The sequence below is a fragment of the Priestia sp. JSM ZJ58 genome, from assembly GCF_044383985.1.
In the GTDB taxonomy this organism is placed as follows: domain Bacteria; phylum Bacillota; class Bacilli; order Bacillales; family Bacillaceae_H; genus Priestia; species Priestia zanthoxyli.
In genome coordinates this window covers 2,753,500-2,779,980 of sequence record NZ_JBISEM010000001.1, presented here as the reverse complement: position 1 = coordinate 2,779,980, position 26,481 = coordinate 2,753,500, and the positions used below count along the sequence as shown (strand labels likewise).

The 26,481-nt window shown below is 37.8% G+C and carries 24 protein-coding genes; 17 read left to right on the top strand and 7 right to left on the bottom strand.

All coding sequences use genetic code 11. The annotated features are described in order from the left end of the window. Positions 1-26: 26 nt before the first annotated feature. The gene (locus tag ACH6EI_RS14635; protein ID WP_028413625.1) at positions 27-1,538 is read right to left on the bottom strand and encodes a phytoene desaturase family protein; all 1,512 of its coding nucleotides are present in this window, start codon (positions 1,536-1,538) and stop codon (positions 27-29) included. A gap of 136 nt (positions 1,539-1,674) precedes the next feature. Here ACH6EI_RS14635 and ACH6EI_RS14630 point away from each other — a divergent pair, with 136 nt between their 5' ends. Both ACH6EI_RS14630 and ACH6EI_RS14625 read left to right on the top strand, forming a co-directional pair. Continuing rightward, positions 1,675-2,778 (top strand): glycosyltransferase family 2 protein, encoded by a 1,104-nt coding sequence (locus tag ACH6EI_RS14630; protein WP_099330873.1) that lies wholly within the window; start codon positions 1,675-1,677, stop codon positions 2,776-2,778. Next, positions 2,721-3,239: a glycosyl-4,4'-diaponeurosporenoate acyltransferase CrtO family protein gene (locus ACH6EI_RS14625; protein ID WP_226313290.1), complete on the top strand. Its 519-nt coding sequence runs from the start codon at positions 2,721-2,723 to the stop codon at positions 3,237-3,239. The genes ACH6EI_RS14630 and ACH6EI_RS14625 overlap by 58 nt, the downstream gene beginning before the upstream one ends. On the opposite strand, the gene ACH6EI_RS14620 is transcribed toward ACH6EI_RS14625, so the two are convergent. Beyond that, positions 3,236-3,688 (bottom strand): hypothetical protein, encoded by a 453-nt coding sequence (locus ACH6EI_RS14620; protein WP_013056728.1) that lies wholly within the window; start codon positions 3,686-3,688, stop codon positions 3,236-3,238. The two genes, ACH6EI_RS14625 and ACH6EI_RS14620, sit on opposite strands and share 4 nt — an antisense overlap. A gap of 669 nt (positions 3,689-4,357) precedes the next feature. Between ACH6EI_RS14620 and ltaS the strand changes: the two genes are divergently transcribed. The 3 genes from ltaS to ACH6EI_RS14605 all read left to right on the top strand — a co-directional run bounded on the left by ltaS (position 4,358) and on the right by ACH6EI_RS14605 (position 8,275). Beyond that, positions 4,358-6,295, top strand: a complete 1,938-nt coding sequence (gene ltaS, locus ACH6EI_RS14615) for a lipoteichoic acid synthase (RefSeq protein ID WP_013056729.1) — start codon at positions 4,358-4,360, stop codon at positions 6,293-6,295. Between the two features lie 165 nt (positions 6,296-6,460). After that, the gene (locus ACH6EI_RS14610) at positions 6,461-7,105 is read left to right on the top strand and encodes a 5-bromo-4-chloroindolyl phosphate hydrolysis family protein (protein ID WP_028413622.1); all 645 of its coding nucleotides are present in this window, start codon (positions 6,461-6,463) and stop codon (positions 7,103-7,105) included. Between the two features lie 24 nt (positions 7,106-7,129). Beyond that, positions 7,130-8,275, top strand: a complete 1,146-nt coding sequence (locus ACH6EI_RS14605) for a toxic anion resistance protein (RefSeq protein WP_028413621.1) — start codon at positions 7,130-7,132, stop codon at positions 8,273-8,275. A gap of 46 nt (positions 8,276-8,321) precedes the next feature. On the opposite strand, the gene ACH6EI_RS14600 is transcribed toward ACH6EI_RS14605, so the two are convergent. Then, on the bottom strand, positions 8,322-8,897 hold the full coding sequence (locus tag ACH6EI_RS14600; RefSeq protein WP_028413620.1) for a hypothetical protein: 576 nt from the start codon (positions 8,895-8,897) through the stop codon (positions 8,322-8,324). A gap of 21 nt (positions 8,898-8,918) precedes the next feature. Next, the gene (locus ACH6EI_RS14595) at positions 8,919-9,428 is read right to left on the bottom strand and encodes a hypothetical protein (RefSeq protein ID WP_028413619.1); all 510 of its coding nucleotides are present in this window, start codon (positions 9,426-9,428) and stop codon (positions 8,919-8,921) included. 138 nt (positions 9,429-9,566) lie between these two features. Between ACH6EI_RS14595 and ACH6EI_RS14590 the strand changes: the two genes are divergently transcribed. Continuing rightward, positions 9,567-9,710, top strand: a complete 144-nt coding sequence (locus tag ACH6EI_RS14590; RefSeq protein ID WP_165573406.1) for a hypothetical protein — start codon at positions 9,567-9,569, stop codon at positions 9,708-9,710. Beyond that, positions 9,711-10,478, top strand: a complete 768-nt coding sequence (locus ACH6EI_RS14585) for a polysaccharide deacetylase family protein (RefSeq protein ID WP_028413618.1) — start codon at positions 9,711-9,713, stop codon at positions 10,476-10,478. Between the two features lie 39 nt (positions 10,479-10,517). On the opposite strand, the gene ACH6EI_RS14580 is transcribed toward ACH6EI_RS14585, so the two are convergent. Then, complete coding sequence (locus ACH6EI_RS14580; protein ID WP_028413617.1) at positions 10,518-11,996, bottom strand: potassium/proton antiporter; 1,479 nt, start codon at positions 11,994-11,996, stop codon at positions 10,518-10,520. A 164-nt stretch (positions 11,997-12,160) separates the two neighbouring features. Then, a complete protein-coding gene (locus ACH6EI_RS14575) occupies positions 12,161-13,537 on the bottom strand; it encodes a M28 family peptidase (RefSeq protein WP_028413616.1) in 1,377 nt (458 codons plus the stop codon). Positions 13,538-13,862: 325 nt separating this feature from the next. On the opposite strand from ACH6EI_RS14575, the gene ACH6EI_RS14570 reads away from it, so the two are divergent. From ACH6EI_RS14570 to ACH6EI_RS14540, 7 genes are all read left to right on the top strand, one after another. Continuing rightward, complete coding sequence (locus ACH6EI_RS14570) at positions 13,863-15,146, top strand: ATP-binding protein (protein WP_397377522.1); 1,284 nt, start codon at positions 13,863-13,865, stop codon at positions 15,144-15,146. A gap of 104 nt (positions 15,147-15,250) precedes the next feature. After that, entirely contained in the window at positions 15,251-15,619 is a 369-nt protein-coding gene (locus tag ACH6EI_RS14565; protein ID WP_013056739.1) for a hypothetical protein, read from the top strand. Between the two features lie 252 nt (positions 15,620-15,871). Then, positions 15,872-17,266: an L-cystine transporter gene (locus ACH6EI_RS14560; protein WP_028413614.1), complete on the top strand. Its 1,395-nt coding sequence runs from the start codon at positions 15,872-15,874 to the stop codon at positions 17,264-17,266. A 175-nt stretch (positions 17,267-17,441) separates the two neighbouring features. Next, complete coding sequence (gene pulA, locus ACH6EI_RS14555) at positions 17,442-20,327, top strand: type I pullulanase (RefSeq protein ID WP_028413613.1); 2,886 nt, start codon at positions 17,442-17,444, stop codon at positions 20,325-20,327. Positions 20,328-20,455: 128 nt separating this feature from the next. Then, positions 20,456-21,949 (top strand): aldehyde dehydrogenase family protein, encoded by a 1,494-nt coding sequence (locus ACH6EI_RS14550; RefSeq protein WP_013082880.1) that lies wholly within the window; start codon positions 20,456-20,458, stop codon positions 21,947-21,949. A 107-nt stretch (positions 21,950-22,056) separates the two neighbouring features. Next, on the top strand, positions 22,057-23,343 hold the full coding sequence (locus ACH6EI_RS14545) for a cytochrome P450 (RefSeq protein WP_080963438.1): 1,287 nt from the start codon (positions 22,057-22,059) through the stop codon (positions 23,341-23,343). A 119-nt stretch (positions 23,344-23,462) separates the two neighbouring features. Then, the gene (locus ACH6EI_RS14540; RefSeq protein ID WP_028413611.1) at positions 23,463-24,122 is read left to right on the top strand and encodes a serine/threonine-protein kinase; all 660 of its coding nucleotides are present in this window, start codon (positions 23,463-23,465) and stop codon (positions 24,120-24,122) included. A gap of 13 nt (positions 24,123-24,135) precedes the next feature. Here ACH6EI_RS14540 and ACH6EI_RS14535 read toward each other — a convergent pair whose 3' ends face one another. After that, on the bottom strand, positions 24,136-24,414 hold the full coding sequence (locus ACH6EI_RS14535; protein WP_014460422.1) for a hypothetical protein: 279 nt from the start codon (positions 24,412-24,414) through the stop codon (positions 24,136-24,138). Positions 24,415-24,554: 140 nt separating this feature from the next. On the opposite strand from ACH6EI_RS14535, the gene ACH6EI_RS14530 reads away from it, so the two are divergent. The 3 genes from ACH6EI_RS14530 (at position 24,555) to motB (ending at position 26,448) form a co-directional block, all read left to right on the top strand. Further along, positions 24,555-24,698 carry a hypothetical protein gene (locus ACH6EI_RS14530; RefSeq protein WP_014460421.1) on the top strand — a complete coding sequence of 48 codons (144 nt, stop codon included), beginning with the start codon at positions 24,555-24,557 and terminating at the stop codon, positions 24,696-24,698. Positions 24,699-24,827: 129 nt separating this feature from the next. Continuing rightward, positions 24,828-25,622, top strand: a complete 795-nt coding sequence (gene motA, locus ACH6EI_RS14525; protein WP_013056745.1) for a flagellar motor stator protein MotA — start codon at positions 24,828-24,830, stop codon at positions 25,620-25,622. Next, a complete protein-coding gene (gene motB / locus ACH6EI_RS14520; RefSeq protein ID WP_028413610.1) occupies positions 25,615-26,448 on the top strand; it encodes a flagellar motor protein MotB in 834 nt (277 codons plus the stop codon). Before motA ends, motB begins: the two co-directional genes overlap by 8 nt. Positions 26,449-26,481: the final 33 nt, after the last annotated feature.

Here is a 26,481-nt window from a genome sequence, read left to right as displayed (position 1 = left end):
GTGCAGGAATTTCCTGCACTTTTTCATTATCCAATATCTTTTTGCATACGAGGAATTTGAAAATCTTCATTAATCGCGTCCGCTGTAAGCTGACCTGATAATGTCACCATTGGCACGCCGCCTCCAGGGTGTGTAGAGCCTCCTACAAAATAAAGGTTAGAAAGAAGCTGACTTCTTGCCGGAATTTTAAACCCTCCATTTTTCTTACGGTCAGTTGCTACGCCATAAATGGACCCACCGTTAGCGCCGTAAAGCTCTTGGATATCGTTAGGAGTAAACGTATATTCAAACTCGATGCTGGAACGTAAGTCTTCTAATCCCATTGCCTCAAGCTTTTTTAGTACGACATCACGGTAGCGGTCTTTTAATGCAGCCCAGTCGTCGCCTTCTTTTAAAGGAGGTACATGAGTAAGAACGAACAGGTTTTCTTTTCCTTCAGGAGCTTGCGTAGGGTCTGATTTAGACGATACGCCAATGTAAATTGTCGGATCCATGGCTACTTGACCTTTGTTAAAGATTGTATCAAACTCTTCTTTCTGATCCTTTGAGAAGAAGAAATTATGATGTTGAAGCTGTTTGTACTGTTTGTTAACCCCTAATAAAAGAACAAGGCCAGAAACAGTAGGTTCAAATTTTGCAAGCTGCTGAGTTTGCTTAGCTGCTTGCGCATGATTTTTTAATAAATAGCGGTAAGTTGGAATGGCTTCTAGATTAGATACCACAACATCTGCTGATAGGCTTTCACCGTTTTCTAGTGTAATTCCAGTTGCCTTTGCTCCGCTTGTTGTGATTTCTTTTACCGGCGTATTTAGATGCACAGTGACGCCAAGTTCTTGAAGGAGCTTATCCATCGCTTCAGCAATTTTGTACATTCCGCCTTTTACGTAATAAATACCTAATCCTAGCTGAACGTGAGCAAGCTGTGTTAATACAGCCGGTGCATGATAAGGAGAAGAGCCGATGTACATAATTAAAAAATTAAACAATTGACGCAAATGTTTGTTTGAAAAATATTTGCGTGTAGTAGCATCCATAGATCTCATTGGATCCATTTGAAGCAGTTCTTTTACCGTGTGCATCGTTCGTAAATCGTGCAGTCCAGATAAACTTTTTTTATAAAAACTTTTTAAGTTCGATTCGTACATTTTATTTGCATAAGATAAATAGTCAAAAAAACCTTCAATGTCTTCTGGAGCAAGTTCTTGAAGCTGCTGAAGCATGCGAGGAAGGTCACTGGTCAAATCAATTTGTGTTCCATCTTGGAAAAAAGTTCTCCACTGAGGCTCAATTCGTTCTATTGTCAAGTAGTCGTGGATATTGCGACCTGCACTGTCAAACAGCTGCTCTAGCACCCACGGCATTGTTAAAATAGAAGGTCCCGTATCGAAAGAAAACCCTTTGCCGCTGCGAATATTTAACTTACCGCCAATTCGCTCGCTTTTTTCAACGACTGTTACATCATATCCATCAGCTGACAGACGAATAGCAGCTGACAGACCACCTAAACCTGCGCCTACAACAATTACTTTCTTTTTCATCTTTTTCCTCCTTATAAAACAAAAGCGAGTTGTCAACAATGTGTATAAAATGACTTCACGCAAAATAAAAATAGGTCTACAACTTTTTATTTTGTCCAGTTCGCTAATTTTCATACGTGAAGGAAAGGAGAAAGAGATGTCTTTTTTACTGGTTGCTCTTGTCTTGACAGGTACGCTTGTCATCACTATCCCTACATTTAAACGTGTAAAAATAGTAAGAAACGATATGTCATGTTTGTCCATTATTATTCCAGCTAGAAATGAAGAAAAAAACCTTACCTTTTTATTGCAGTCACTCCAGTTACAGAACGCTGACTTTGAAGTGATTGTTGTAGATGACAACTCAACAGATCATACTGAGCGGGTAGCCAAAGCATTTGGCGTGAAAGTAGTGCACCCGGGGACACTTCCAGCTGGATGGTTAGGAAAGTCATGGGCATGCTGGAATGGAGCAAGAGAAGCAAAAGGCTCGTTGCTTTTGTTTTTAGATGCTGATCTTACAGTAGAGAAAGACGGAATTGAAAAAGTATTTTTCTACTATCAACAGCAAGGGGGGGTGCTGTCGGTTCATCCTTATCATCTTGTTAAGAGGCCTTATGAAATGTTTTCTGCTTTATTTCACTATGTTACGTTTGCATCGATTGGCGCTTTTCACCCCTTTAAAAATTGGAAAAGTCCTTCCGTCGGTTTCGGGCAGTGCTTGCTTTGCAGCGCAGCCTCCTACTTTCAAAGCAGAGGCCACGAAGGGATAAAAAAAGAAGTGGTTGAAAATATGGCACTGGTTGAGAAAATGAGCAAACAAGGTGAATTTATTACGTGTATGAGTGGACAAGGAGCTCTTTCCATGCGCATGTATCCAGATGGTATGAAAAGCCTGATAAGAGGGTGGAGTAAAAGCTTTGCTTCAGGTGCGGGGAAAACGGAAGCCATTTATTTATTTCTAGTAAGTTTATGGCTTACTAGCATGATTAATTATGTTCTTTTTTTACCTACTCTATGGAATCAACATGCAGGCTTGGCAATTAGCAGTTATGTTTGCTATGTCAGTCTCTTATTTAATAGCTTAAGAAAAATAGGTTCGTTTACTTTTTTTTCTTTGTGCTTATTTCCTATTCACGTGCTGTTTTTTCTGGGCCTATTCGTATGGTCTTTCATCCAAACAGCGGTGAGAAAGCAAGTTAAATGGAAAGAACGCAGCATATCTATAGAAGAAGAAAAAAAGAAGAAAGTGATAAAATGACAGGTGCTCAGCTCTTAATTAATATCATGGCATGGTTTGTGATTCACATGTTCATCGCCTACAGGTGCGCAAAAATTTCTGCCTTTTATTTAAAAAAAGACCTTGCGCTGTTTAAGGTTCACAGCTGGGAAACAGTTGGAATATATAAAAAATTCGGGGTGCACCGATGGAAAACCTGGCTTCCTGATGCAGGAAAGCTATTTAAACGAGGGTTTTATAAAAAGAAATGGGAGAGTAGAACGAAGGAATATGCACAGCTTTTTTTAATGGAAACAAATCGAGCAGAGTTAACTCACTGGATCAGCATACTTCCTTCTATTCTTTTTTTTATATGGAACTCTCCTTCTATAGGTGTTTGGATGGTTATTTATGCGATTATTGCAAACGTACCGTTTATTTTGGTTCAACGATATAATCGAATACGGATTCATCAAGTCGTTTTAAAACTCAAACGAAATTAATTAACATGCCTTTGGCTCCGAGTAGGGGCCTCGGTTTTTATCTTTTTCTCCTTATTTGAAGACAATAATTTCTTGGATAAAAGAAAAAAAGAAGCAAAGGCGATATAAATACTAAAAAACACTAAAAATCCCCATAAGCCTGCTATGGCATCATCAAATTCCATGTTGCCCCGGGTAGTAATTCCTTGCTGAATTTCAATAGCAAAAACTAAGACAAGCATAACGGTAAGAGTATAGATAAAAGAAATAGCTGTAATACTAAATTTCCATTTTGACAATAATTTAAAGATCATATAAACGCTTAAAAACGTGAGCAGTCCAATAATGCCAATAATCCAGAAGTGAAGTTCTTTATCTGAAAGAGAAAATCCTAGTAAATAAAAAATATAAATTAATCCATCGTGCAATACATTAATAATATTTGTAATGAAAACAATACATTCTTTCATTTTTTCTCCTTTATAAAAATGTAAGACGTTTAAACTTCTAGGTATACAAGTATACGTAGCCCGTACTCATTCCAATTTTATATAAAAAATGCACTTTCTAGATCAAATATTAAAGAGATCTGAAATTTCAAATAATATTTATAATTTATATTATAAACAAAAAGGTAAAAAAATAAAAATTTTCGATGCAAACTGACACATTTTTTTCATATTTAAAGAAAGAAATAACTCAGAATATGTGGTTTACTGTAGAAAGAAAAGAAAATAAGAGGCATTGATATAACAAATATTCACAAGTGCTTTTATGCATTCTCTTGTAAAGCAGAAGGAAAACTAAGGCAAGTGTTAAATTTATATGTATAGTGGACAAAATAAAAAATAAATATAAAATAGTGAAACCTAAAGAGAAGCTGTCCGTATTAAATAGTGAGAAGAAAAAAGCGCAGGATATATTTGTGTTTGAAAGCCGATAGAGCTGGGAATAAGAAAGTAGTTATTTTCTCACGTTTGGTGAAAATTATACGTAGCGGTGTTGACAATTTTTTTTAAAGAGTTAAAATGTGAAAGAACAGATTAGCTCTCTTACATTTTTTGTAAGGGAGATTTCTTTTTACATTTACTATAAAAATAAAAGTGAGCTTAAATTTCAATAGAGACAGAGGTGGGAATATGAAACAGCTCATGACAAACGGTAAAAATATTTTTTCGAAACAGCTGCCGTTATTTCTAATTGCAGTTTTGTTGTTTTGGATTAAAACGTATACCGTTTATCGTATCGAATTTAACTTAGGGCTAGATAATTTTATGCAAAAGTTCTTACTTTTCATAAACCCAATTGGTTCGGCAATTTTCTTTTTTGCCATTGCATTACTATTTAAAGGGCGCGGAAAAGTACGAGCACTGCTTGGAATGAATTTTTTACTTTCATTCATCCTGTACGCAAATGTAGTGTACTATCGCTTCTTTAATGATTTTATTACTGTTCCTGTATTGACTCAGTCAAACAACTTTGGTCAATTAGGCGGCAGTGCCATGGCTTTAATCAGCCCAACTGATATTTTATACTTCACAGATTTCTTTATTCTTTTAGTTTTAGTACTATGGAAAAAAGTTGACTTACCAGCAACAATTAGTCGACGTACTGTGACAGGTGTATTTTTATCAGGGATTTTATTCTTAAGTGCCAACATTGCACTAGCGGAAATGGATCGTCCTCAACTATTAACGAGAACATTTGACCGCAACTATTTAGTAAAATATTTAGGAACGTATAACTATACGATCTATGACATCATCCAGAGCTCGAAATCTTCAGCACAGCGCGCGCTAGCAGATAGCAGTGATGTGGCTGAGGTAGAGAACTATGCAAAAGCAACGTATGCTGAGCCGAACAAAGAATATTTCGGTCAAGCAAAAGGCAAAAACGTTATCTATATTTCATTAGAATCACTTCAGTCATTTATGATTGGTTATAAGTTAAATGGTGAAGAAGTAACGCCATTCTTAAATTCACTATTAAAAGATCAGAACACAATGTATTTCGATAACTTCTTCCATCAAACAGGGCAAGGTAAAACGTCAGATGCTGAATTCATGATGGAGAACTCATTATTCGGCTTACCTCAGGGTTCTGTATTTACAACAAAAGCAAATAACACCTATCAGTCGCTATCTGGTATTCTAGATCAGCAAGGCTATACAACATCTGTGTTCCACGGAAATGGAAAATCGTTCTGGAACCGTGATGAGATGTATAAATCAATGGGTGTAGAAAAATTCTTTGATTCAGCTTATTACAATATGTCAGACGAAGATACGCTGAACTATGGTTTAAAAGATAAACCATTCTTTAAAGAATCAATGCCGTACCTAAAAGGCTTAAAGCAGCCATTTAGCGCGAAGTTCATTACGTTATCAAACCACTTCCCTTATCCATTAGATAAGGAAGACCAAACGATTGGACCTCATAATACGGGAGATAAGTCAGTTGACCAATACTTCCAAACGGCTCGTTATTTAGATGAATCAATCAAGCAATTCTTTGAGGACTTACAGGCCTCTGGCTTAGCAGACAATACGATGGTTGTGATGTACGGTGACCACTATGGTATTTCTGAAAACCATAAGCGTGCAATGGGCAAAGTAATGGGTAAAAACATCAATGATTTTGAACAAGCTCAACTGCAGCGCGTACCATTATTTATTACTTCACCAGGCCTTAAAGGCGGCGTAAATCATACGTATGGTGGAGATGTAGATGTTCGTCCAACAGTGATGCATTTATTAGGTCTTGATACAAAAGACTATATTGACTTTGGTACAGACTTATTATCAAAAGAACATCAGCAAGTTGTACCTTTCCGTAACGGTGATTTTGTTACACCGAAGGTAACAAAAGTTGATCAGAAAGTGTATGACAACGCAACGGGCAAGCAGCTTTCAGATAAGGAAGCGAAACAGTATGATAAGTATGATGAACTAGTTAAGAAAAAGCTAGAACTATCAGATAAACTTGTTTACGGAGACTTACTCCGCTTTCATACACCAGAAGGGTTCAAACCAATTGAACGTTCGAAGTATGATTACAACAAGCGCGAAGATCAATAAAAAACAGGCAGCTATAAAAGCTGCCTGTTTTTTTGTTTTGTGAAACTTTTAAGGGATTTATCCGTATATAAATTATAACAGTAATCGTTTTAAGAGATGGGAAGACAATGGTATAATATGTATACGTTTAAAAGTTCGGTCACATTTAAGATAGGAGTGAAAGCGATGAAAGTCGTTCGAATCATAAAAAAGATTCTTGCCATTTGGGTAACAGGAGCAGTAGCCGTTCCGGTCAGCTATTTTGGATTCAGTACCACGATGATTCAATCCGTTGGCATTAGTATAGGAGTAATGGTCGTGATGAGCCTGTTTTTTATTATGAGCAGTGCTCGACGTCATTATCAAAATCCATATAGAGAAGAAATTGCATACGTGCGTCATCAAGTAAAAGAGGCAAGAAAGCAATTAAGAACCATTGGAAGCTATCGTTTTAAAATTCGGTCTGTTCATATGTGGACAGAACTTTCTAAACTATACAAAGTAGGCAAAAGCATCATTGAAATGGTAGAAAAAGAGCCCGCACGATATAAAGATGTTCAGCCCTTTTTTACGAACTACTTACAATCAACGGTTACCGTCATTGAAAGGTATATGTTTTTATTATCAAAACCAACGAAAAGCATAGAAGTAAAAGAAAGTCTTCATGAAGCGGAAGACATGCTGCGCGGGTTATCAGGGAAGTATGAGCATTTATTAACAAATGCTCTTTCACAAGATAAGCTGACATTAGATGTAGAGCTTAAAGTGCTAAAGCAAGCATTTGAAGAAGAGCAGCCGTATATACCGACAGCTACTAATCGCACAAAGTAATGTAAATGCAAAGGATGGGATTTTATGATGAAAGAATATGATCAAAATAAATCGTTAGATGCGCTGCTTGATGATCCTTTTGCTTCGCCTACCCCGCAGTTACAACCGGATACTCGCGCTGCAAAAAGAAACACATACGATGATTTGACACCGGAATATCAGGAAAAAGCGCAGAAAATCGCAAATCAAATTGATTATAAAAATCAGCAGGCTATCTTACAGTACGGGGTAGCAGCTCAGTCAGAACTATCTCAGTTTTCTCAATCTGTACTACAGCATGTTCAAACGAAAGATACGGGACCAGTAGGAGACGTTATAGGAGATTTGATGAGTAAGATTCGCCAAGTAAATCCCGATGACTTTTCTTCAAAGAAAAAAGGAGTCATCGGTCGATTGTTTTCAGGAGTCTCTAGGCCTATTCAAAATTTATTAACAAAATATCAAAGCATTAATGTTGAAATTGATAAAATTGCAGATAAGTTAGAGCGCTCAAAACAAATGCTGTATCGAGACATTACAATGTTAGATAGCTTATATGATAAAAATAAACAGTTTTACGAGGCGCTTAACGTCTACATTGCAGCGGCAGAATACAAGTTAGTGGCGCTGCAGAATGAAACGCTGCCCCAGCTTCAGCAAACAGCCTCTCAAAAAAATGACTACTTAATGGCTCAGGAGGTCAATGATTTAAATCAATTTATCAATAGGCTAGAAAAACGAGTGCACGATTTAAAGCTGAGCCGTCAAATTGCCATTCAAAGTGCACCGCAGATTCGATTAATTCAAGAAGTCAATCAGACCCTTGTGGAAAAAATTCAAAGCTCTATTTTAACAGCTATTCCACTTTGGAAAAATCAAGTAGTCATCGCAACCACTTTATTACGCCAAAAGAAAGCAATGGAAGCCCAAAAACAAGTATCTAAGACAACAAACGACTTGCTTACTAAAAATTCAGAGCTGCTCAAGCAGAATACAATTGAAGTAGCTCGTGAAAACGAGGCGGGGATTGTCGATATCGAAACATTGAAAAAAACGCAGTCCGACTTGATTACTACGTTAGAAGAAGTACTAAAGATACAAGAAGAAGGGCGTACGAAGCGTACCGAGGCAGAATCAGAGCTGTATCAAATGGAAAAAGATTTAAAAACTAAACTGTTAGATATGAAATAAAGAAAAAGTCGGTTTACACACTTTGTAAACCGACTTTTTTTCTGATTTATGCATTTTGAAGCGTTCTCGCCATTTCCAAAAGCGGAGTTAAATCCCTTTCGGATTTAGGAGCAAAGATCGTTAATCGGAAAGTAGGGTGTTGATTTTGCTTTCGAACAAGAAAGCCGTATGCATTACTTTTATCATCGGACGCTTTGTACGCAGCTTCTATCTCTAAGCTAGAGTGAATGAGGTGCGTGTCAAGGGAAGCCACTTCCGAAAAGCCAGCTCTTAAAATTTCTTTTGTTTCTTTCTTCAGCTCCTCTACACTTTTATTTGAGGGAAACACTTCAATCCGCATCCACAAAGCATCATTTTTTTTATTGTAAATGACATCTTTTCGGGGCTCTTCTTCTGTAAACTCGTATCCTTCTAGTACGTAAAGCGTATAGTTTTGATTACTGCTTCTTTTAAGATAACCAACATCTGTTCTGCTGCTTCCTTTGTAAGGATAGGTGAAGTTTTGCTGTGGCAAGCGTTCTCTTGGAATTTCTTTTTGTGTGTTGATAAGCTCTTCGCGAAAAGCAGTTGAGCAGCCACTCATCAAACATATAAAACAAACAAGAAATATCTTTTTTTTCATAGCTGGCTTCCTTATCTATTTTCATTCATGCGTTTTTACTGAGTCAACAATTGAAATTAACTTTTTTTCATCATCAGAATTTTTAGCCGTAACCATCGTGATTTTTAAAGCAGGGTGCCCCTTTGTTTCTCTTAATACATATAGTTTTGCCGTTTCTTTTTTACTCCCAGACATAGATGCAAACACAACGGGTTGAATAAATGGGAATGTAGAAGAAATTTTTAACGATTTTCCAAACTGGTCATCAAACAATTCTTTTGAACGACCTAGATATGATTTGCTTGTACTTTCTTTCCCGGAAAGGACTTCAATTCGCATCCACGTATAGGGAGTCTTGGTTGAAAAAAGAATATCTTTTCCATTTTCTTCTTTTTGAAGCGTATATTCACCGGGCAATGAAAGAGAATATCCTTGTTCGCTTACGGTGAGCTGCTGATGTTTCTCGTTGCTTTCACTGATTGCTTTAACAGAAGGCAGTATAACCATGGTTCCGCTTATTATTAACAGAAGCGCTAAATAAAATTTTCGCATGTATATATCTCCTATTCAAAACGCTAGACAGCGTGTAATTGCTATATAAAAATGTTTTGCCATGTGAGAACCCGTAGGTTTATTTTTGACTTTTTGGTAAACCTAAAAACACAATCAATTAGTAATGGAGAGAAGACTATGAAAAACCGTAAATCAACTTCTACAGCTAATCGCCGTCAACAGCGCGTGTGTTTGGGTAATGAACGATTATTTGCAGTTGGTATTAAAGCGTTTATTGACAATACGCATGAATCACACCTAGACAAAAAAGGAGGTCATTGAGTGAAATGGTGCTTGTCAATTATTATTATTGTTTCCATTAATTTCTACGGTATTCAGGTGGATGCTGCAAAGAAGAGCAGATTTTATTATGAAAGAAAAGGAGATATCGTGTGGGAAGTTCCCATGAAAGATGAGAAGTTAATTGCGCTTACATTTGATGATGGACCAGATCCTAAATATACGCCGACTATTTTAAATTTATTGCAAAAGTACGGTGCCAAAGCAACTTTTTTTGTAGTCGGCGATCGAATAACGTCGTTTCCCAAGCTTGCTCAAAGAGAAGTTCGTGAAGGTCATGAACTTGCTAATCATACATATAGCCATTTGAAAGTAAGGGGCCAGGAAGTAGAGAGAATTGAACAAGAAATTGAAAAAGCGGATGAACGTATACAAGCTATTACAGGAATAAAACCTTACCTGTTTCGTCCGCCTACTGGCTATTATGACGATCGGGTAGTAAAAGCTGCTAAAAATCAGCAGTATACGATTATTCTTTGGTCTTGGCATCAAGATACATTTGATTGGAGAAATCCAGGCGTCGATAAAATTGTAAGTCAAGTGCTTAACCATGCCAGGTCAGGAGATATTGTATTGTTTCATGATACGGGAGGAGATCGAACCCAAACCATTGAAGCATTAAAACAAATTTTACCGAAGTTAAAGGAAGAGGGGTATAAATTTGTCACGGTCTCAGAACTTTTAAAACATCATCCCAATTATAAATCTCTTTATTTGATGCAACAGCAAAAACAGCACTCCGTTCAATAAGCGGGTGCTGTTTTTCCAGTAAAAGCTTTAGCCAATCTTTTAACTGGTTTTTCCTTCTCTTTCGTCCCCATCAGACGTATTTTTTTGGAAAAATGCTTTTACTTTATCTCGTTTTTTCTTTGAAATAAGAATATATAATGTATCACCTGCAAAAATTTGTGTATTTCCTCTAGGTGTAAGTAATTTATCATCTCGAATAACAGCAGTCACTAAAATATCTTCAGGGAGGTGAAGTTCTTCAAGCGATTTTCCTGATATATCTGCATGTTCCACGAGCTTCAACTCAATCATTTCATTTTTGGTTTTGCCCATCGAAACAAGCTCGAGACTGTGAGGAACCGTCTCTTTTTCACCTTGAGAAAGGTTTAGAAATTTGGCTAAAGGAGCGATTGTTGCTCCTTGAAGAAGAGCGGAAGTTAAGACAACAAAGAAAACGACGTTAAAAATGAGCGTGCTGTTCTCCAAACCTGCCATCATAGGATAAGTAGCCAATACAATTGGAACAGCTCCTTTTAAACCGGCCCAAGAAATAAACAGTTTTTCTTTGGATGAGTATTTAGCAAACATCATCGAAAGAAATACGCCGAGTGGACGAGCGACAAACATAAGTAAAAGAGATAACAGTATACCCTGCCAAATAATATCTAGCAGTTGATTAGGAAAGACAAGAAGGCCGAGTAAAATAAACATTAAAATTTGCATCATCCATGCAAAACCTTCGTTAAAGCGGACAATTGTGTGACGATAAGTTAGATCTGCATTTCCTACTACCACTGCCATTACATATACAGCAAGTAGACCGCTTGCTTCTACAAATGTGGAAATTCCATAGGTCAAGGCGGCCAATGACAATGTAAGAACAGGATAAAGTCCTGAAGAATCCAAATTAATTCGATTAATAATCCAAACGGATGCTTTTCCAAGTACTAAACCAAGTAATAGTCCGATTCCCATTTGCCAAAAGAAATTAAGGATTAATGAGAGGATTGGAGAGTCTGGATGTTGAATTAATTCAATAATAGAAACGGTTAAGAAGATGGCCATCGGATCATTGGAACCAGATTCTGCTTCTAGCGTGGAGTTTAGTTTTTGGCGGATGTTCTGTGTCCCGAGTACAGAGAACACGGCTGCAGCATCTGTAGAGCCAACGATTGCCCCAAATAAAAAGCCTTCAAGCCAAGTAACGCCTAAAATATATTTGGCAAGTACGCCGGTTAAAACTGTCGTAATGAGGACTCCGAAAGTAGCTAATGAAACGGAAGGGCGAACAACGCGTTTGACATCTTTCCATTTGGTCTGCACGCCTCCATCAAAAAGAATAATGATAAGCGCTAATATTCCGAATCCTTGTGTTAAAAGAGCATTGTCAAAGTAGATGTAGTGGCTAACAACCATTCCTACGATGATAAAAAGTACGAGCGAAGGGACCCCAAGGCGAGTAGAGAACTTTGCAGTAAGTACCCCTATGACAAGGAGAATAGATAATAAAAGAATTGAATGGTCTACCGTAAAATCCAAAAAATACACCTCTTTTGTTCAAAATTTTTATGTAAGCATTAAGCGAGGTTCCTCTATGATAATTGTAGCATAATGGATTTAAAACCTTGAGAAATCTGCTTATCAAAAAAAGAGATGCATAAACATCTCTTTTTTGGTCATGTATGAATAACGGGGATAGATTATTATTTGACATCTTGCTCGTGATAAAGATGAGGTGCTTTAAATGTTGCTCTCTTTTTATCGGAAGAACCTTGTTGATCGGGACGGGAACGATCGTAAATAGCTGTTCCAACAATCTCAGCCACATCTTGAAGTTTTTCTTTGCTTATTTTATCAAGGGTATCTTCAGGGGAATGATACCAAGGTTCAGACGGACTGTGAATAAATAGAGCAGCCGGTATTCCTGCCTCTGCAAAAGGAACATGATCACTTCGGCCGCCAGCTTGGAATGGCGTAGGTGATCCATTTAATCTTGTACTTGAAGCTTGAGCTAATTCTGTGACAAGGTTTGGTGTTCCATCAGCTGTATTCATCACTAAATCTCCCGCATCTCGACTTCCTACCATGTCTAAATTAAACATTCCAACAATACGATTTTTCTCATCTTCAGATAACTCACTAACATAATGCTCGGATCCTAGTAAGCCTACTTCTTCAGCTCCGAATGTAACAAATCGCAGTTCTGTATCAGTAGGAAGACTTTTAAATACGCGAGCTAATTCAAGCACCATTGCTGTTCCAGAAGCATCGTCATTTGCCCCAGGCGCTCCGGCTACAGAATCATGATGAGCGCCTACTACAATAATATCATTTGTTCCTTTTTTCTTAAAAATAGAAGGCTTAGTAGCGGTTACATTATAAGATGTTCGCTCACTTACGACAGCTCCTTCAATTTTTACTGTACCTGAAGGTTTTTCGCCTTTTTGAATAGAAGTAAGAATCTTTTCACCTTCTTCTTTGGTTACAGCAAGAGACGGAATGTAGTTATCATTAGCGCCGCCAAGCGTTCCGTTTAGCTCACCGTCTGTATTATTAAAAATAATGACGGCTGCAGCCCCTTTTTCAGCAGCATTTAATACTTTTTCACCAAAAGTAATAGTGCCTCGCTGAACTAATACAATTTTACCTGTCACATCTTTGTTTGCTAAATTATCTTTTGTACCCAGTCCTCCATCTACAATTTCAGCTGTGACATTTCCATTGGTGGTATAAGTAAAAGTTGTTGGAGAGTAGCTGGTACCGTTTACGCTTAGTGAAAAACTAGCTGCTGGTGTGTAACCGGTAAATGTAAAAGGCTCTACTGCGCTCTCATAGCCTAGTTTAGACAAACGCTTTTGAACAAATGTAGCAGCTTCGCGTTCAGATTCAGTTCCTGCCACACGAGGTTTTTTTGAGAGATACGCAATGTCTTGATAAATTTTCTCGGAATTTACTTTTTTTAATACTTTTTGTTCAGAACTTTGATTGTGAGAAACATTTGCAGAAGTAGAAGCTTGTACACTTGTAAAAGATAAAGTCAAACTTGTTGCTACAGCCAAAGAAATCACGGTTTTTTTCATTAAAATCCCCCTAAATTTATCGATGTAGTTGGTACTATTCGAATTTACAATATTAAGAAAATACAAAAAAGAGCATTATTACCTAAATGTTCCAGAGTATTCCATATCTAAATTCCTATTTTGATAGAAAAAATAATTCAAATAAAATGAAAATGCGGAAACAAATAAAGGGGATAAAAGAAACTGTGTCAAAAGTAATAAAAAAAGGTATTAGATAAGAATAAAAAAATAAGGTAAACTAGTTTAAAAGTAAGAAGAATGTTCAGAACTTAATTGATGAGACATAGAGAGTGTTCACGTAAAAAACAAAGGCTGGTGGGAAATATTGATAAAAAATAGGGAGGGTGTACGAAAAGCAGCGGCGGTTGCTGGTCTTCTGGTTGTAGGGGTGTACATCGTCTTTCAAACAATGGCATTTTTTAAAGGAGCATATGCTCTTAGCAGTTTGATAAAAGATAGTTTACTAGTGGGCATAACGGCTGGCACGTTTTATTTACTTCATAAGCGTTCGGTTCATACACAGGTGTCTGATGAACAGTATCAGCTTGCTACATTAATAAACTCAATGCCAGATTTTATTTGTTTTAAAGATGGAGCTGGCAAATGGTTGGCGGTGAACGATTTTGGAAGAGAACTTTATCATTTAAAGGGTATTGATTACAGGGGTAAAACCGATGCAGAACTTGGAGAGCTTGTGCCGTTCTTTCAAGCCGCTTTCTTACACTGTATTTCATCGGATGAAGAAGCTTGGAGAAAAAAGGAAAAGGTACGCATGGAAGAAGCATTTGAAATACCAAACGGCGAGGTCAAAACATTTGATGTTATTAAAGTACCTGTGTTTTTTGATGATGGCTCAAGAAAAGCTCTTATCACGATTGGACGAGATATCACTCAGCAAAAGCTTGCAGAAGCGCTTCTGATAAAAAAGGAAAAGCTTTCTGTAGTAGGCGAATTAGCTGCTGGAATTGCCCATGAAATTAGAAATCCGCTTACGAGTATTAAAGGGTTTGTTCAGCTCATGAAAGAAACAGACCGATCCGCGGTAGGGTATGCTAATATCATGCTTGATGAGCTGGAACGAATTAATGGTATTGTCAGTGAAATGCTCCTGTTGTCAAAACCTGAAAGTGAACATTTTCGCGTGTTTTCTCTTACAGAAGCGGTTAAGTATGTAATGAGTTTAACTTCCCATGAAGCTTTATTGAAAAACATTGACTTCTTATACGATGAACAAACAAGTAAAGCTAGTGTGTATGGAAATAAAAATCACCTTATTCAAGTATTACTTAATGTTTTTAAAAACGCAATTGAAGCCATGGATAAGCCTGGGAATATTTACATTACAATCAAAACAGCGCAGGATGACCATATTTTTATAGAAGTTAGAGATGAAGGAGTAGGAATTTCTAAAGACCGTCTAGAACATATAGGAGAACCGTTTTTTACTTTAAAAGAAAAAGGAATGGGGCTTGGATTAACAATCAGCTCCAAAATTATTCATGATCATCACGGTACCCTGCGGATTGAGAGTGAACAGAACAAAGGGACGATTGTTAAAATCCGACTGCCTCTGTATGTAAAAGATACGGCGGTTTTTGCAAGCAAATGAAATGTTGTAAACGAAAAGTAATGAAAACGTCATCCATTTCTTATTGCTAAACGCAGCCGTACATGATGTAATAAAAGAAACGAACATGTCAGGAAGGTAGCAAAATGAGACGTGCAGATCAAAAAATTATATTACCGTATACACCGGAAAATTTAAGAATGCTATTGCTTCAAGTATGTGACGGAGAAAATCCGTTTTCCCATCAAGACCTTGCGTATTGGTGTGATAAATATACTCTCCATTATTATGAGTATGAAGCGGATGAAACGCAGTGGATGAATGATATGCAGCAGACAGATAATAGGCAAGATCTAGCTAAATCTTATGCCATTGCTAAAGATATTGGCTGGCAGTGGTACTTTTATATGGCTAGAGGAACGACGCTATCTGATATTCAATATGTCGAGCTTCACGAACTAGAATTACCTAGACATTTGTTTGTAAAATGGCTGAATGAATTATATGAAATGTAATCCTATATATGAATTGTAGTACATCCGGTCTGATGAAAGAAAGGCCATCTCTGGTAACGGAGCAAAAGACCACTGAAGTACATACAAGCGTAAAATAGAAAGCTAAGGAAAATCCTTAGCTTTTTTGTTTTGTCAAAATTATTCAAAAAAACTGTCTTTAGGAAAAAATACAAAACCTAGTTGACTTATTGGTATTGTTGTATTATAAGTAATAGAGACATAAATTATGGAAAAATCACAGGGGGAACATCTATGAATAACTTATTAGTCATTCTAAACATCCTTATTATGCTGGCACTGCTTGCGGGGCTGTTTATGATGCAGAAAAAACATGTATCATTTTCAAAGCGTGTGTTTACGGCGCTTGGACTAGGGATTATTTTTGGCTTTGCTCTTCAGTGGGTGTATGGTCCGACTCATGAAGTAACGATAACGACCGCCGATTGGTTTAGCATTGTAGGAAGCGGATATGTGAAGTTTCTTCAAATGATTGTCATGCCGCTTGTATTTGTGTCGATCGTAGCGGCATTCACTCGCTTAAAATTGACGAGCAACATTGGAAAGATTAGTAGTTTAATTATTGGCATTTTGCTTGTTACAACAGCGATAGCAGCTGCTATTGGTATTTTTACAACGACGAGCTTTAATTTAGAATCTGTCCAAATTACAAAAGGGGAAGCGGAACTTCAGCGCGGAGAGGACTTAGAAAACAATTTATCTAGTCTAGAAGCAAAAACAATCCCGCAGCAAGTAGTAGAATTATTACCAGCTAACCCGTTCCTTGACTTAACAGGCGCACGTTCAACTTCCACGATTGGCGTTGTCATCTTTGCAGCATTTGTGGGAATTGCATATTTAGGCGTGAAGCGTAAAAAGCCAGAGGAAGCAGCGTTATTTTCAAAAATTATTGATACGCTGTATGCAATTGTGATGCGTGTAGTGACGCTAATTCTTCGTTTAACTCCTTATGGGGTACTTGCAATTATGACCAAAACAGTAGCAACGAGTGATGTTGATGCAATTGTTAAACTTGGAAAATTTGTTGTAGCATCATATGTCGCATTGGCAGCTATGTTTATCGTTCACTTAGTTATTCTAACAATCATCGGTGTAAATCCGATCACATATGTTAAGAAAGTATTTCCTGTATTGGCGTTTGCCTTTACTTCTCGTACGAGTGCTGGAGCATTGCCTTTGAATGTTAACACACAAACAAGACAGTTAGGGGTTCCAGAAGGAATTGCGAATTTTGCAGGTTCATTTGGTCTTACAATCGGTCAAAACGGATGCGCTGGAATATATCCAGCTATGTTAGCCGTTATGATTGCACCAACGGTAGGTATTGATCCTTTAACGCCTTCATTTATTTTCACGTTGATTGCCATTGTAGCAATTAGTTCGTTTGGCGTAGCAGGGGTTGGCGGAGGAGCGACATTTGCGGCTTTACTTGTATTATCTTCTATGAATTTGCCCGTAGCGCTAGCAGGCTTATTAATTTCAGTAGAACCACTGATTGATATGGGACGTACGGCACTTAATGTAAGTGGAAGCATGACAGCCGGAGTCGTAACTAGTAAACTAACAAAAGAGTTAGATACAAACGTATACAACGATCAAACCATCTCACCTGAAACAGCAGAAGTGTAAAAGAGATACGGCATCCATAGTTAACATTGTTAACTATGGATTTTTTTTCTTTATCCGCATAAAATAGGAAAAAATACTTATGATAACGCTTTCAAAAAAGGTTATAGTGAAAAATGTGTACGTACTTTATTTTACGGGAGGGTTTTAATTGAAACGTAGTTGGACTAAATATGCAATGGTACTGACGGCTTTACTCTTACTAGTAAGCTCTTTTTTTAGCCCGTTTATGCAATCGTTTGCATCTGCAGCGGATACCACAAAACTCACGATTCACTATCAGCCTGCTTCAAACGATACAAAAGAATGGGGATTATGGGTTTTTCCTGAAGGAGGAGAAGGGAAGCCTTACGCATTTACAGGGGAAGATCAATTTGGAAAAGTAGCGGAAGTTGAACTACCCGGTACTTATGACAAAGTAGGTTTTATTGTACGAACCGAGTCGTGGGAAAAAGATGGAGGAGACCGCTTCGTTTCAGTGGAGAACGGTGAAGGAGAAGTATGGGTAAAAAGTGGAGATGAACATACATATACGTCTCCTCCTGACGGTGAATATCGAGATTTACCGGAATTTGATAAAGTAAACGTTACCTTAAACTATCATCGGTACGATGGAGATTACAGCGGGTGGAACATTTGGACATGGCCAGGTGATGAAAAAGAAGGCAAGCAAATCGAATTTACGGAAGACACGAATTTTGGGAAGAAAGCAACTTACACAATTAACAGTGGAAGTGGTAATTTATTTGACAAAATTGGTTTTATTGTACGCCATTCTACTAGTGATAGCGATTGGGAAAATAAAGACGGAGGAAACCGCTTTATTACCAAGGTTGGGAAAGATGGGAATGTAGAAGTATGGATTGTTCAAGGGCAAAATCGAATTTATTATGATAGAGCTGTAGTAGATATCACTCGGAAAATCACGAAAGCGACTATGGATGCATTTAATCAAATTACATTAGAAACAAACGTACCGTTCGATTCTTCTAAGAGTGTAGGAGACATTGAAATTGACGGAGCTCAAATTGAGAAAGTGACACCTTATAAAGAGGGAGGAGACTCTGTTACTACTAAAGTTAAAATCATAACAAAACAGCCTCTGGACGTTACAAAAACGTATAAAGTTAAGCAAAAAGGATACGGATCAGCTGATGTAGTCAATGGAAATGTCGTGCGTACGAAAGAATTTGACGAAAAGTATGCATATAGCGGAAACGATTTAGGAAACACATATTCTAAGAAACAAACAAATTTTCGCGTATGGGCTCCAACTGCAAGCGAAGCCAAGCTAGTGACTTATTCGTCATGGAACTCGAAAGCTTTAAAAGAAATTTCTATGACTAAAAGTGAAAAAGGAACGTGGAAAGCGGAGTTAAAAGGAAATCAAGATGAACTAATTTATACGTACAAAGTAAAAATTGGGAACGTCTGGAATGAAGCGGTTGATCCATATGTACGAGCAACAACGGTCAATGGAGATCGCGGAGTCGTCGTAGATTTGGCTAAAACAAATCCGAAAAAGTGGAGTACAAATAAGCCGAAATTTAAAAATCCAGAAGATGCCATTATCTATGAACTGCACGTACGAGATTTATCGTCTCAAAAAGAGAGCGGTATCAAAAACAAAGGAAAATATTTAGGCGTAGCGGAGTGGAATACGAAAGGACCAAATGGAGTAAAAACAGGACTCAGTCATATTAAAGATTTAGGTGTAACGCACGTCCAGTTCCTGCCTATTTACGATTATCGTACGGTGGATGAAACGAAATTAAACGAGCCGCAGTTTAACTGGGGATATGATCCGAAAAATTATAACGTCCCAGAAGGCTCCTATTCAACAAACCCATATAATCCTAAGACTAGAATTATTGAGCTCAAACAAATGATTCAAACGCTTCATGACAAGCAGCTTCGCATGGTAATGGACGTTGTTTATAATCACGTGTATGCAGTGAGTGAGCATAGTTTTGATAAACTAGTTCCAGGCTACTACTTCCGTTATAAAGAAGATGGAACTCTATCCAACGGAACAGGTGTTGGAAACGACACGGCGTCTGAACGGAAAATGGTTCGGAAGTTTATCGTAGATTCTGTTGCGTATTGGGCAAAAGAGTACCACATTGACGGGTTTCGGTTTGATTTAATGGGGATTCACGATACAAAGACAATGAATGAAGTGAGAAAGAAATTAGATGAACTTGATCCTTCCATTATCGTCTTAGGAGAGGGCTGGGATCTAGGAACCGAGCTTGACGCTAAGCTCAAAGCTAACCAGAAAAACGCTCAGGATATGAAGCGCATCGCTCACTTTAATGACGGTATGCGGGATGGTCTTAAAGGCAGCGTATTTTTTGATCATGACAACGGATTTGTGAATGGAAAGCAAGGACAAGAAAAGCTCATACAGCAAAGTATAGCAGCTGGAATTGATTATGATCGTTCAACTGCCACGTATGAAGATCCAGATCAAGTTGTTACGTATGTAGAAGCGCACGATAACCATACGTTATGGGATAAGCTTCAGCTGACGAACCCTGCTGACACCGAGCAAACGAAAAAGCAAATGCACAAGCTTGCTTCTTCTATTATTTTAACATCTCAAGGAATGAACTTTATACATGCAGGTCAAGAGTTTATGAGAACAAAAGGCGGAGACCATAACAGCTATCAGTCACCCGATTCTGTCAATCAGCTAGATTGGAAGCGCCGAGCAGCTTTCAGCCAAGAAGTAAATTACATGAAGGGACTTATTGCGCTTCGAAAGCAATATTCGTCATTTAGAATGACGAGTGCACAGGCTATTCATCAAAATTTACGCTTTGTTGATGCACCAGCAAACGTAGTAGGTTATACGTTAAATGCTAAAGCTAATAAAGATAAAGCAAACGAAATAATGGTGATTCATAATGCAAATAAACAAGCTCAAACGGTTCATTTGCCTTCTAACAGAACGTGGAGATTACTTGTTGACGGCGAGCGGGCCGGAACAAAAACGCTCCGTACGGTGAAAGGAAATACAATAAACGTTTCGCCTCTTTCGACATTTGTACTAGTAAGATAAGTTTTAGATAGCTAGAATGCATGTAGAAAAATTCAGAATATTGTATGCAAAATTGTTGATTTTACTAGATAACATGGTAAAATATTCATTGTTAGCGTTTTCAAAATTCGTGGGGAGGTATGTATTTGATGCAAAATCTTGGAGCGAAAAAAGTTGAAATGAGTCCGAAAGTAGTGGAGTTTTTAAAAGGAGTTAAACAGCTATACATTAATGGCGAATGGGTAGACTCTGTTTCAGGAAAAACGTTTGAAACAGTAAATCCAGCAACGGGTGAAAAGTTGGCAGATGTAGCTGAAGCAAATCCAGAGGATATTGATCGCGCCGTCAGAGCGGCTAGAGAAGCCTTTGATCATGGACCTTGGACAAAGATGTCAGCAGCTGAAAGAAGTCGACTTATTTATAAATTAGCTGATTTAATGGAAACACATCAATTGGAACTTGCGCAGCTTGAAACGCTTGATAACGGAAAACCAATTCGTGAAACATCAAATGCAGACATTCCATTAGCCATCGAACATTTCCGCTACTTTGCAGGGTGGTCAACTAAAATGGTTGGACAAACTATTCCTGTGCAAGGAGCGTATTTTAACTATACGAGATATGAACCAGTAGGAGTTGTTGGCCAAATTATTCCGTGGAACTTCCCGCTTTTAATGGCCGCTTGGAAGCTCGGAGCCGCTTTGGCAACTGGATGTACAATTGTGCTCAAGCCAGCCGAGCAAACGCCTCTTTCTGCACTTTACTTAGCTCGACTAGCCGATGAAGCAGGATTCCCAAAAGGCGTGCTAAACATTGTGCCAGGCTACGGGAAAACAGCAGGTGAACCGCTCGTTCATCATGATCTTGTCGATAAAATTGCTTTTACAGGATCTACTGCTGTCGGAAAAGCAATTATGAAACAAGCTAGCGACTCTTTAAAGCGTGTGACGTTAGAGCTTGGAGGAAAATCACCAAACATTATCCTCCCGGATGCAGACTTAACAAAAGCTGTTCCTGGTGCGCTTTCAGGTATTATGTTTAACCAGGGACAAGTATGTTGTGCTGGAAGTCGTCTGTATGTCCAAAAAAGCTTATATGATAATGTCGTAGCTGATTTAGTTTCTCAAACGAAATCTATTAAACAAGGAAATGGATTAGCTGATGAGACAACAATGGGTCCGCTTGTATCTGCGCAGCAGCAAAAACGAGTGAAAACCTATATTGATAAAGGAATTGAAGAAGGAGCGGAAGTACTCGCAGGAGGAAACATACCGTTTGATCAAGGCTATTTCGTAGAACCGACTATCTTTGCAGATGTCGATCATTCGATGACGATTGCTCGTGAAGAAATCTTTGGTCCGGTTGTAGCTGCTATGCCGTTTGACGATCTTGATGATTTGATTGCCAAAGCAAATGATACAGCATATGGTCTAGCAGCAGGCGTCTGGACACAGGATTTAAAGAAAGCACACTATATTGCTCATGGTATTAAAGCGGGTACAGTTTGGGTGAACTGTTACAACGTATTTGATGCAGCAAGCCCGTTTGGAGGTTATAAGCAGTCGGGAATTGGTCGTGAAATGGGAAGCTATGCGCTTGATAATTACACTGAAGTGAAAAGCGTATGGATCAATATGGAATAATAAGTAAGATTTTTTGTGAAAATCAATAGCATATCTTTGTGTGAAAAAGAGTAGTCTTTAGTGGACTACTCTTTTATTTGTTTAAGTCCCGCATTTTTAGAAAAGGAGTGATAACATTGCCGGTTATACAGGGCCCCTCGTCGTATAAGCTTACCGGTCACCTGCAAAAGTTTAGAGAGAACCCATTGGGTTTTTTGGAAAACTTGACTCAGTATGGAGAAATTGCAACATTTAGAGTTGCGCACAAACGCTTTTATGTAACGAGAGACCCTCAACTTATTAAAGATGTAGTCATTACAAACAGCAAGGCGTTTCAAAAAATTAAACTAACGCATATGTTTAAAACGCTGCTGGGTGAAGAAATGTTATGGACAGATGAAGCATTATACATGAGCCCCATTCAACCCTCACAACTTAAACAACATCTAACTTATAATAAGGAAGCAATCGCAAAAATAATTGAAAAGCATACGGAAACGTGGGAAGAAGGGCAGCTTCGAACGATAGTAAAAGACATAAGACAGATAGTCGTAGCTGTACTCCTTCAACTTGTATTTGGCATTTCGATTGAGGATAAAGACAAAATTCACTATGTTCAAGCGCTTATGAGAAAAAAAGAAAAGTTAGGCAAAATTTATATTCGTCTACCCTTGCACCAGCCTGACTCAGATGAGCAGCTAGAACAACTCCTTTTTGAACGCGTTCAAATGCGTGTTCAAAACAAAACCGAAGGAAATGACTTACTGCAGTGTGTATTAAATTCTCACGGGGAAGACATCGATGAAAGAGAAATATACGAACAGCTAAATTCTATATTCCTTTCGATGTATGAAATGATTACGCACGTATGCAGCTGGTCTATTCATTTACTGTCTCAAAATATTAGGGAGCACCTTCAGCTGCATAAAGAAATTCAAGCCTATGCTAGCGGTGAATCACTTTCAACCAAAAATTTGACCTATATGCGCAAAATAATTGCTGAAAGCATGAGGCTGTATCCGCCTCTTTGGCTATTTGGGCGTCAAGCACGTGAAGATATACAAATAGATGGTTACAGCATTAAAAAAGGGGAGATTATGTTAATTAGCCCTTATATGATGCATCGCCATGAAGATTATTTTTTAGAGCCAAGTGAATTTTTACCTGACCGTTTTGAAAAAGGAGGATCCATTGATGTCCCAAGCTATATGTATATGCCGCTTGGGATTGAGCATCAAGCGGAAAGAGGCATGGACTATATCACTGAAATAGTAACTATTTTTCTGTCAGAAATGACAAAGCGCTTTTTATTTCAACTGACTAAGCCCGAGCCTATTGCTCCGATGGCGGGCGTTATGCTGAATATGAAAGAAGAACTGGATGTGAATGTTCACAAAGTTCACACGCAGTCTTGAATGAACGGGAATCCTTTCCCTCTTTATATCAGGCTGTCAATTTATTGACACATCCTGCATTGAGATTTATCATAGGATAATATTTGATAGAGATTACTGAAGGATTTTTAGAGGGGACTATGGATAAAACAATTAAACAGTTAGTGTCGCTAGTTGAAACATCATTACTAACGCAAGTTAAGATTCAAAGTGAAAGTGACTATGATCCAGTTGAAGTTACGAACAAAACAAAAGAGTGGGTACTTATTGGTAAAGGAAACTATGCCGGTGTGTTTACGCACGAGAATTATCCTGAATTTGTCGTAAAAGTATACGGAAGAGACGTTTATGGTGTAAAAAAAGAAGCGCAAGTGTATAGAAAGCTGGGCGTTCACCCAGCTTATTCTCAACTTTTTCATGAGGGAAAGACGTACTTGATTTTAAAAAGACTTACAGGTGTTACTTTGTATGATGCTGTACAGCGGGGAATAAAGATTCCAGAACAAGTCATAAAAGATGTGAACAAAGCTTTGGACTATGCAAGAAGCCAGGGGTTAAACCCGTATGATGTGCATGGCAAAAATGTCATGATGAAAGATGGAAGAGGATATGTGGTGGATATTTCTGACTTTTATAAGGAGGGTATTGATAAAAAATGGACAGACCTTGTAAAAGCTTATTACACCTTTTATCCGTTTATTGATAAATACCATATCCGCTTGCCGTATCCGCTTTTAAACGTTATCAGAAAAGCATATCGTCTATATCGTAGAATCAAATCAAAAAGGAGTTTCCGCTAAAGGGAACTCCTTTTTAAGATGAAATACAGCGCAGTACGTGCTGCTGTTCAAAAGTTGGTTTTAATTTGAATAGAATGGTTTGTAGTATTTCAGATTGATAGACAAATTTCAGCGTATGTTTAAGGGAAAGAGGATGTAAGAAAGAACGTATTCTTTTTTCAGCATAACGTATCACCTGTTCTTCATAAAATAAAGTACGTGCGGAGATTTTAGCGTGAATATCTTTTGTTAGTTCGATTGTAAACTGGATAATCATTAAATCAGTGTCTTTACAGTATTTTTCTAGTAGCATAATATCACCTCCATTTTGTCAACTCATTTACATAATCTTAATATAAAATTTACAAATGTCAATAAAACACGGAAAAATAAATGGTAAGACTGTTCTTTTTATATGTTGAATAAACAACAACGTTACAGAGGTGAGTAAAGTTGAATATTAACGTCGGGTTTGCAATTTTAGCTGATATTGATAATAAGATGACGGCTGCTATTTATGTGGAAAATCAAATTGTAGCGATTATAGCTGGACCTTCAGATATTCTGTATGAAAAGTTGAAAAAAGTGTTTTTATAATAGAGAAAAGATGTAATTGTAAATATGATTCATAAAAAGCTTAAAAATTCTATGAAATAGTCGAAATAAAAGATGAGGATAAAATACACAAAAAGAAAGAACAGGAAGTTAAGGATAGGAGAATTACATATGGATAAAACATCTTTTATTGGACTGATTTTAGGAATAGCCTCTCTTATTGTAGGCATGTTTTTCAAAGGGGTTAATCCATCTGTGTTAGGAAATCCGGCTGCTATTTTAATTATTATTGTCGGAACCGTCGGAGCAGTAGTGATTGCATTTCCTTCAAATGAAATCAAAAGAGTCCCAAAACTGTTTGGTGTCCTGTTTAAAGAACAAAAAATGCTGCAGCCCGTTGATTTAGTATCCATGTTTTCAGAATGGGGACAAGTTGTTCGAAAAGAAGGGTTACTATCACTTGAAGCCCAAATTATTGATGTAGATGACCCTTTCTTAAAAAATGGTTTGAATTTAGCTATTGATGGTCAAAGTGCGGATTATATACGAGACGTGTTGTCTGAAGAAATTGATGCTATGGAAGAGAGACATCAAACGGGTGCAAGTATTTTCGCTTTAGCAGGTACATATGCTCCAACTCTGGGTGTACTTGGAGCTGTTATAGGGTTAATTGCTGCGCTTGGGAACATGGAAGATACGGATACGCTAGGACATGCGATCAGCGCGGCGTTTGTTGCTACGCTTCTTGGTATTTTTACTGGGTATGTACTATGGCATCCGTTTGCAAATAAACTGAAGCGTAAATCGAAACATGAAGTAAAGGTAAAGTATATGATGATCGAAGGAGTGCTTTCACTTCTAGAAGGAGAAACACCGAAAGTAATTGAGCAAAAGCTGGCTTCCTATTTGCCAACAGCGGAACGTAAAAAGCTTCTTCAAGAAAGCGAAGTGGGCATAAATGAGTAGACGCAGAAAACGAAAGCATGAAGAGGACCATGTTGACGAAAGCTGGCTGCTTCCTTACTCAGATTTGCTTACACTTTTACTTGCTTTATTCATTGTATTGTTTGCAATGAGCTCAGTGGATGCGCAAAAATTTAAAAACCTTTCCCGCGCATTTAATGAAGCGTTCGTTGGAGGAACGGGCGTGATGGAATTTCAATCTCTGCAGGAATCTGAAGAAGCGGTTCAGCCTTCAAATACTCCTGCAGCTAAAAGTACGGAAAAAACAAATGAAGTAGAGACAGCTCCCAATCAGTCTCCTGCTTCTTCACAATCGTTAACGAGCGAACAAAAGGAGCAAACCATTCGAGAAGCTGATCAAGAAGAGCTTCAGCAAATTCAATCTAAAATTAATGCGTATATTCAAAAGAAAAACTTAACAAATCAATTGCAGACTTCGCTAACAGATGAAGGTCTCTTAATTTCCATTCGAGACAATGTATTGTTTGATTCGGGAAGAGCACAAGTTCGGAGTGAAGATACAAAAATCGCAAATGATATTTCAGAGCTTTTGGTGATTGATCCTCCTCGTAATATTATTATTAGCGGTCACACCGATAACGTACCTATTCGGAACGCTGGTTTTGAATCCAACTGGGAGTTAAGCGTGATGAGAGCCGTTAACTTTATGAAAGCTATCTTAAAAAACGATAAGCTTAATCCAAGCATGTTCAGTGCAAAAGGGTTTGGAGAGTTCAAACCCGTGACATCTAACAATACAGCAGAGGGGCAAGCGAAAAATAGAAGGGTTGAAATATTGATTACTCCTCGTACAATTAAACAGCCGTAAAAGCAGGACTGCTTTTACGGCTGTTTTTCTATG